This is a genomic window from Amycolatopsis sp. SID8362, assembly GCF_010550475.1.
Taxonomy (GTDB): Bacteria; Actinomycetota; Actinomycetes; order Mycobacteriales; family Pseudonocardiaceae; genus Amycolatopsis; species Amycolatopsis eburnea.
In genome coordinates this window covers 1-6,612 of sequence record NZ_JAAGNB010000690.1, presented here as the reverse complement: position 1 = coordinate 6,612, position 6,612 = coordinate 1, and the positions used below count along the sequence as shown (strand labels likewise).

Genomic DNA, 6,612 nt, shown 5'->3' with positions numbered 1-6,612 from the left:
GTGGTCGGTGCGATCAACGCGCCGGCGCAGACCATCCTGGCCGGGCCCGAGCCGGAGCTCTCGCGGACCGAGACGGCGCTGCGGGCGGCCGGGCTGACCGTGCGCCGCGTGCGCTCGGCGCAGCCGTTCCACTCGCCGGTGCTGGACGCGGCGGCCGCGGAGTTCGAGCAGGCCGTCGCCGAAGAACGGCTGCGGCCGCCGCGGATCCCGGTCACCTCCGCCTGGACCGGACGGCCGCTCGAAGCGGCCGAGGCGCTGCGGCCGTCGTTCTGGGCCCGGCAGCTGGCGGGCCCGGTCCGGTTCTGGGCCGCCGTTTCGAGCCTGCCCGCCGACGGCGAGTTCACCTTCGCCGAGGCGGGCCCGGGCAACCTGCTGTCCATGGTCGCCCGGCGGCACCCGTCCACGCAGGCCCGCCGCAGCGTGGTGGTCGGCCTGCTGCCGACCGAAGGAAAGGACGCCTGGCCGGTCTGGCGGGCGGGCCTGGACAAGCTCGACTCCGAGAATTCACCGCACTGAGGGGATCGCAAAGTTGTACAGCACACTGATCGTGGCCCGGCTGAAGCCGGATTCGAGCGGGGAAGTCGCCAAGCTGTTCGGCGAGTTCGACGAGACGGACATGCCGCAGCTGATGGGCACCCGGCGCCGCCAGCTCTTCACCTACCAGGGCCTCTACTTCCACCTCCAGGACTTCGACGCCGACAACGGCACCGAGGCGATCGACGGCGCCCGGAGCGACCCCCGGTTCGTCGGGATCAGCCAGGACCTGCGCGCCTTCATCGACCCGTACGACCCGGAGACCTGGCGCTCGCCCGCCGACGCGATGGCGACCCGCTTCTACCACTGGACGGCCCCCGATGCCTGAATCACGACGCCGGGTGGTCATCACGGGTATCGGCGTGCTCGCGCCGGGCGGAGCCGGGGTCAAGGACTTCTGGGGCATGCTCACCGAGGGGCGCACCGCGACCAGGGCGCTGACCTTCTTCGACGCGTCGCCCTTCCGGTCGCGGGTCGCGGCGGAGGTCGACTTCTGCCCGGAGGCGCACGGGCTGAGCCCGCAGCAGATCCGGCGGATGGACCGGGCCGCGCAGTTCGCGGTGGTCGCGACCGGTGAGGCGGTCGCCGACAGCGGCCTCGAATGCGGGCAGCTGGACCCGGCCCGGATCGGGGTGGCGATCGGCAGCGCGGTCGGCGCCACGATGGGCCTGGAGAACGAGTACCGGGTGGTCAGCGACGGTGGCCGGCTCGAGCTGGTGGACCACGCCTACACCGTGCCCCACCTCTACGACTACTTCGTGCCGAGCTCGTTCGCGGCCGAGGTGGCGTGGTCGGTGGGTGCCGAAGGGCCGGCGACGGTGATGTCGACCGGCTGCACCTCGGGCCTGGACTCGGTCGGCTACGCCTGCGAGCTGATCCGCGAGGGCGCCGCCGACGTGATGATCACCGGCGGCACCGACGCGCCGATCTCGCCGATCACGGTGGCCTGCTTCGACGCGATCAAGGCGACCACCCCGCGCAACGACGACGCGGAGCACGCCTCCCGGCCCTTCGACAACACCCGCAACGGGTTCGTGCTCGGCGAGGGCGCGGCGGTGCTGGTCCTGGAGGAACGGGAAAGCGCGCTGCGGCGCGGGGCGCACGTCTACGCCGAGATCGGCGGCTACGCGACGCGGTCCAACGCCTACCACATGACCGGGTTGCGGGCCGACGGCAAGGAGATGACCGAGGCGATCCGGGTCGCCATGGCCGAGGCCGGGGTGAACCCGGAGGACATCGACTACATCAACGCGCACGGCTCCGGGACCAGGCAGAACGACCGGCACGAGACGGCGGCGTTCAAGAACAGCCTGGGCGAGCGCGCCTACCGCGTCCCGGTGAGCTCGATCAAGTCGATGGTCGGTCATTCGCTGGGCGCGATCGGCTCGATCGAGATCGCCGCCTGCGCGCTGGCGATGGAGCACAACGTCGTGCCGCCGACGGCGAACCTGCACGTGCCGGATCCCGAGTGCGATCTGGACTACGTGCCGCTGACCGCCCGGGAGTGGCAAACCGACGGTGTGCTCACCGTGGGCAGCGGGTTCGGCGGGTTCCAGAGCGCGATGGTGCTGCGCCGCGGTGATCGGGATGCGGCATGACCACGGCGACGGTGGTGACCGGGATCGGTGTCGCGGCGCCGAACGGCCTCGGCACCGACGACTTCTGGGCGGCCACTCGCGCGGGCCGCACCGGCATCGGGCCGCTCACCCGCTTCGACCCGGCCGGCTATCCGGCGGTGCTCGCGGGGGAGGTGCCGGGTTTCGTGGCCACGGACCACCTTTCGGGGCGGATGCTGCCGCAGACCGACCACATGACCCGGCTCGCCCTCGTGGTGGGGGACTGGGCCCTCGCGGACGCCGGCGTGGTGCCGGCCGAGCTGCCGTCCTTCGACATGGGCGTGATCACCGCGAGCTCGGCGGGCGGCTACGAGTTCGGGGAGCGGGAGCTGCGCAACATGTGGCGCAAGGGCGGCCAGTACGTCTCGGCCTACCAGTCCTTCGCGTGGTTCTACGCGGTGAACAGCGGCCAGCTCTCGATCCGCAACGGGATGCGCGGGCCGAGCGGGGTGCTGGTCTCCGACCAGGCGGGGTCGCTGGACGCGCTCGCGCAGGCCCGGCGGCAGATCCGCCGGGGAACGCGGCTGGTCCTCTCGGGCGCGGTCGACTCCTCGCTCTGTTCGTGGGGCTGGGTGGCGCACCTGGCGAGCGACCGGCTGAGCACGAGTGACGACCCGGACCGGGCGTACCTGCCCTTCGACCGCCGGGCCGCCGGGCACGTCACCGGTGAAGGCGGGGCGCTGCTCACGCTGGAGGACGCGGACAGCGCGCGGGAGCGCGGCGCGCGCGTGTACGGCGAGATCGCCGGGTACGGGGCGAGTTTCGACCCGCGGCCCGGCAGCGGCCGGCCGCCGGCGCTGAGCCGGGCCATCGTCCTCGCGCTCGAGGACGCGGGCGTGGCCGCGGCGGACGTCGACGTCGTCTTCGCCGACGCGGCGGCCGTCCCGGAGCTCGACCGCGTCGAGGCCGACGCGATCACCGAGGTGTTCGGCCCGCGCGGGGTCGCGGTCACCGCGCCCAAGACGATGACCGGACGGCTCTGTTCCGGGACCGCGGCGCTGGACGTGGTCACGGCGCTGCTGTCGATGCGGGATTCGGTGATCCCGCCGACCACGAACGTCTCCCTCGCCCCGGAGTACGAGCTCGACCTGGTGACCGGCGGGCCGCGGTCCGCGCCGGTCCGCGCCGCCGTCGTGCTCGCGCGGGGGCACGGGGGCTTCAACTCCGCCGTCGTCCTCCGCGCGCCCGGCGAAGACCTGTCCAGTCCGGAAAGGACACTCCAGAAAGGAACCGATCGTGGCTGACAACATGCTGACCCTGGCCGACCTCCGGCGCATCCTCGGTGAGGCGGCCGGTGCCGACGAGGCCACCGCGGGCATCGACGCCGACGTCGTGGACACCCCGTTCGAGGAACTCGGCTACGACTCGCTCGCGCTGATGGAGACCGCGAGCCGGATCGAACGGGAGTACGCCATCAAGCTCGACGAGTCGGTCCTCGCCGACGCGGAAACTCCCCGCGCGCTGCTCGATCTGGTCAACGAGCAGCTTTCCGCGGGCGTCGCCTGACTCGTCCCGCCCGGAGCCGCCGCCGTGCCCGATGTCCCCCGGCCGGCACGGCGGCGGCCCACCACCGCACCCACCGCCAAACGCATTGGAGCAGCCATGCCGAACGAGGCCGTGCCGAACAAGGAGAAGCGGGTGGCCCTGGTCACCGGGGGCACCCGCGGGATCGGGCTCGCCGTGACCAGGACGCTCGGGGCACAGGGACACCAGGTGTTCCTGTGCGCACGGGACGCCGGCGCGGTCGAGCTGACCGTCAAGCAGCTGCGGGACGAGGACCTGGAGGTCGACGGCACCGGCTGCGACGTCTCGTCACCGGAGGACATCACCGCCTGCGTGCGCGCCGCGGTCGAGGCCTTCGGCCCGGTCGACGTGCTGGTGAACAACGCCGGGCGCAGCGGCGGCGGCGTGACCGCCGACCTCGACGACGACCTCTGGCTCGACGTCGTGAACACCAATCTCACCAGCGTCTTCCGGATGACCCGGGCGGTGCTGACCATCGGCGGCATGCGGCACAAGGACCGCGGGCGGATCATCAACATCGCCTCGACGGCGGGCAAGCAGGGCGTGGTCCTCGGTGCGCCGTACTCGGCGTCCAAGCACGGCGTGGTGGGGTTCACCAAGGCGCTGGGCAACGAGCTGGCGCCGACCGGGATCACCGTCAACGCGGTGTGCCCCGGCTACGTCGAAACGTCGATGGCGCACCGGGTCCGGCAGGGCTACGCCGAGGCGTTCGGGACCTCCGAGGACGAGGTACTGGCGAAGTTCGAGGCGAAGATCCCGCTCGGCCGGTACTCCACCCCGGAAGAGGTGGCCGGGATGGTCGGCTACCTGGCGTCCGACACCGCCGCGTCCGTCACCGCACAGGCGATCAACGTCTGCGGCGGCCTCGGCAACTTCTGATTTCTCGCGAGGGAGCGAACCCATGTCGAAGGCGGAACAGCGCGAGGTGGCGCACGAGATCACGGTCGGCGCACCGGCGTCCGAGGTGTACCGGCTGATCGCCGAAGTGCGGAACTGGCCCCGGATCTTCCCCCCGACCATCCACGTCGACCGGCTGGAGCACGACGGGACCGAAGAGCGGATCCGGATCTGGGCCACCGCCAACGGACGGCCGAAGAACTGGACGTCGCGCCGGGCCCTGGACCCCGCGGCGTTGCGGATCGACTTCCGGCAGGAGGTGTCCGCACCGCCGGTGGCCTCGATGGGCGGCAGCTGGATCATCGAGCCGCTGACCGGAGAAAGCGCGAAAGTCACGCTGCTGCACCACTACCGCGCGGTGGACGACGACGCCGGCAGCCTGGCGTGGATCGACGAGGCCGTCGACCGCAACAGCCGGTCCGAGCTCGCCGCGCTGAAGACGGGCGCCGAGCAGGACGGCGGTGCCGCGCTGGCGGTGTCGTTCGAGGACTCCGTGCGGATCGACGGCTCGGTCAAGGACGTCTACGACTTCCTCAACGAGGCGGACCGCTGGCGCGAGCGCCTGCCGCACGTCGCCCGGGTGGAGCTCACCGAGGAGAGCCCGGGCGTGCAGACGCTGGAGATGGACACCCGCACCAAGGACGGCGCCACGCACACGACCAAGTCGGTCCGGGTGTGCTTCCCGGACCGCGAAATCGTCTACAAGCAGATCACGCTGCCCGCGTTGATGAGCGTGCACACCGGGTACTGGCGGCTGTGGGAGACCGACCAGGGCGTCACCGCGGTCTCGCAGCACACCGTCGTGGTCGACCCCGGCAACGTCGCGGCGGTCCTGGGGCCGGAGGCGGACGTCGAGGACGCCAAGAAGTTCGTGCGGAACGCGTTGGGCACCAACAGCCTGGCCACCCTCGGGCACGCGAAGGCCTACGCCGAGAGCAGGCGCTGAGTGGCCGCCCCGGTCGTCGTCGCCGGTGCCGGGCCCGTCGGGCTGCTGCTCGCCGGCGAACTGCGCCTCGGCGGGGCGGACGTCGTCGTCGTGGACCGGCTCGCCGAGCCCACCACCGAATCCCGGGCCTCCACCCTGCACGCCCGCACGATGGAGCTGTTCGACCAGCGCGGCCTGCTGGCGCCGCTGGGGGCGCCGCCGAACGATCCGGCGGGGCACTTCGGGGGGATCCGGATGAGCCTCGCCGGCCTGCCCAGCCCGTACCCCGGCCAGTGGAAGGTGCCGCAAACCCGCACCGAAGCCGTGCTCGAGGAGTGGGCCCGCGGGCTCGGCGCGGACGTGCGCCGCGGCCACGAGCTGACCGGGCTCACCGACCACGGGGACCACGTCGAGGTGGAGCTGGCCACCCCGGCGGGCCCGGCCCGGCTGCGCGCGGCGTACCTGGCCGGCTGCGACGGGGAACGGAGCACGGTGGCCGGCCTGGCCGGGTTCGCCTTCTCCGGCGAGCGCGCGGACAAGGAGATGCTCCGCGCGGACGTGGCCGGGATCGACATCCCCGACCGGCGGTTCGAACGCTTCCCGGCCGGGCTCGCGGTGGCCGGCCGCCGGCCGGACGGCGTCACCCGGGTCATGGTCCACGAGTTCGGCAGGCCGGTCGGAAACCGCGGTGGCGAGCCGGAATTCGCCGAGGTCGCGCAGGTCTGGCGGCGCGTCACCGGCGAAGACATCGGCGGCGGCACCCCGTTGTGGGTCAACGCCTTCGACAACACCAGCCGGCAGGCCGCCCGCTACCGGCTGGGCCGGGTCTTCCTGGCGGGCGACGCCGCGCACGCGCAGATGCCGGTCGGCGGCCAGGCGCTCAACCTGGGCCTGCAGGACGCCGTCAACCTCGGCTGGAAGCTGGCCGCCGCGGTGGCCGGCTGGGCACCGGCCGGCCTGCTCGGCTCCTACCACGCCGAACGCCACCCGGTGGGCGCCCGCGTGCTGGCGAACATCCGGGCCCAGGCGCTGGTCCTGCTCGGCGGCGGCGAAGTGGAGCCGGTCCGCGGCGTGTTCGCCGAGCTGCTGGGGTACGAGGCCGTCCGCGCGCGGCTG

General features: G+C 72.8%; 8 protein-coding genes. All 8 read left to right on the top strand.

The features are described from left to right. The coding region (locus G3I65_RS21145) for an acyltransferase domain-containing protein (RefSeq protein WP_160697640.1) at window positions 1–516 on the top strand (516 nt) is incomplete at its 5' end. A gap of 13 nt (window positions 517–529) precedes the next feature. Beyond that, window positions 530–862: a TcmI family type II polyketide cyclase gene (locus G3I65_RS21140; RefSeq protein WP_160697639.1), complete on the top strand. Its 333-nt coding sequence runs from the start codon at window positions 530–532 to the stop codon at window positions 860–862. Continuing rightward, window positions 855–2,132: a beta-ketoacyl synthase gene (locus G3I65_RS21135; RefSeq protein WP_160697638.1), complete on the top strand. Its 1,278-nt coding sequence runs from the start codon at window positions 855–857 to the stop codon at window positions 2,130–2,132. The genes G3I65_RS21140 and G3I65_RS21135 overlap by 8 nt, the downstream gene beginning before the upstream one ends. Beyond that, window positions 2,129–3,394, top strand: coding sequence for a ketosynthase chain-length factor (locus G3I65_RS21130; protein ID WP_160697637.1), 1,266 nt, complete (start codon window positions 2,129–2,131; stop codon window positions 3,392–3,394). The genes G3I65_RS21135 and G3I65_RS21130 overlap by 4 nt, the downstream gene beginning before the upstream one ends. Next, on the top strand, window positions 3,387–3,656 hold the full coding sequence (locus tag G3I65_RS21125; RefSeq protein ID WP_309235596.1) for an acyl carrier protein: 270 nt from the start codon (window positions 3,387–3,389) through the stop codon (window positions 3,654–3,656). Before G3I65_RS21130 ends, G3I65_RS21125 begins: the two co-directional genes overlap by 8 nt. Window positions 3,657–3,752: 96 nt before the next feature. Beyond that, on the top strand, window positions 3,753–4,553 hold the full coding sequence (fabG, locus tag G3I65_RS21120; RefSeq protein ID WP_166640381.1) for a 3-oxoacyl-ACP reductase FabG: 801 nt from the start codon (window positions 3,753–3,755) through the stop codon (window positions 4,551–4,553). A 22-nt stretch (window positions 4,554–4,575) separates the two neighbouring features. Continuing rightward, window positions 4,576–5,517 carry an aromatase/cyclase gene (locus tag G3I65_RS21115; protein WP_160697636.1) on the top strand — a complete coding sequence of 314 codons (942 nt, stop codon included), beginning with the start codon at window positions 4,576–4,578 and terminating at the stop codon, window positions 5,515–5,517. Then, window positions 5,518–6,612: FAD-dependent monooxygenase (locus G3I65_RS21110; protein ID WP_160697635.1), on the top strand; the 1,095-nt coding region annotated here is incomplete at its 3' end.

What these genes read in the sequence shown, in the direction of transcription:
- G3I65_RS21135 (WP_160697638.1), top strand. Translation starts at nt 855, where the DNA reads ATGCCTGAATCACGACGCCGGGTGGTCATCACGGGTATCGGCGTGCTC.
- G3I65_RS21130 (WP_160697637.1), top strand. Translation starts at nt 2,129, where the DNA reads ATGACCACGGCGACGGTGGTGACCGGGATCGGTGTCGCGGCGCCGAAC.
- fabG (WP_166640381.1), top strand. Translation starts at nt 3,753, where the DNA reads ATGCCGAACGAGGCCGTGCCGAACAAGGAGAAGCGGGTGGCCCTGGTC.
- G3I65_RS21115 (WP_160697636.1), top strand. Translation starts at nt 4,576, where the DNA reads ATGTCGAAGGCGGAACAGCGCGAGGTGGCGCACGAGATCACGGTCGGC.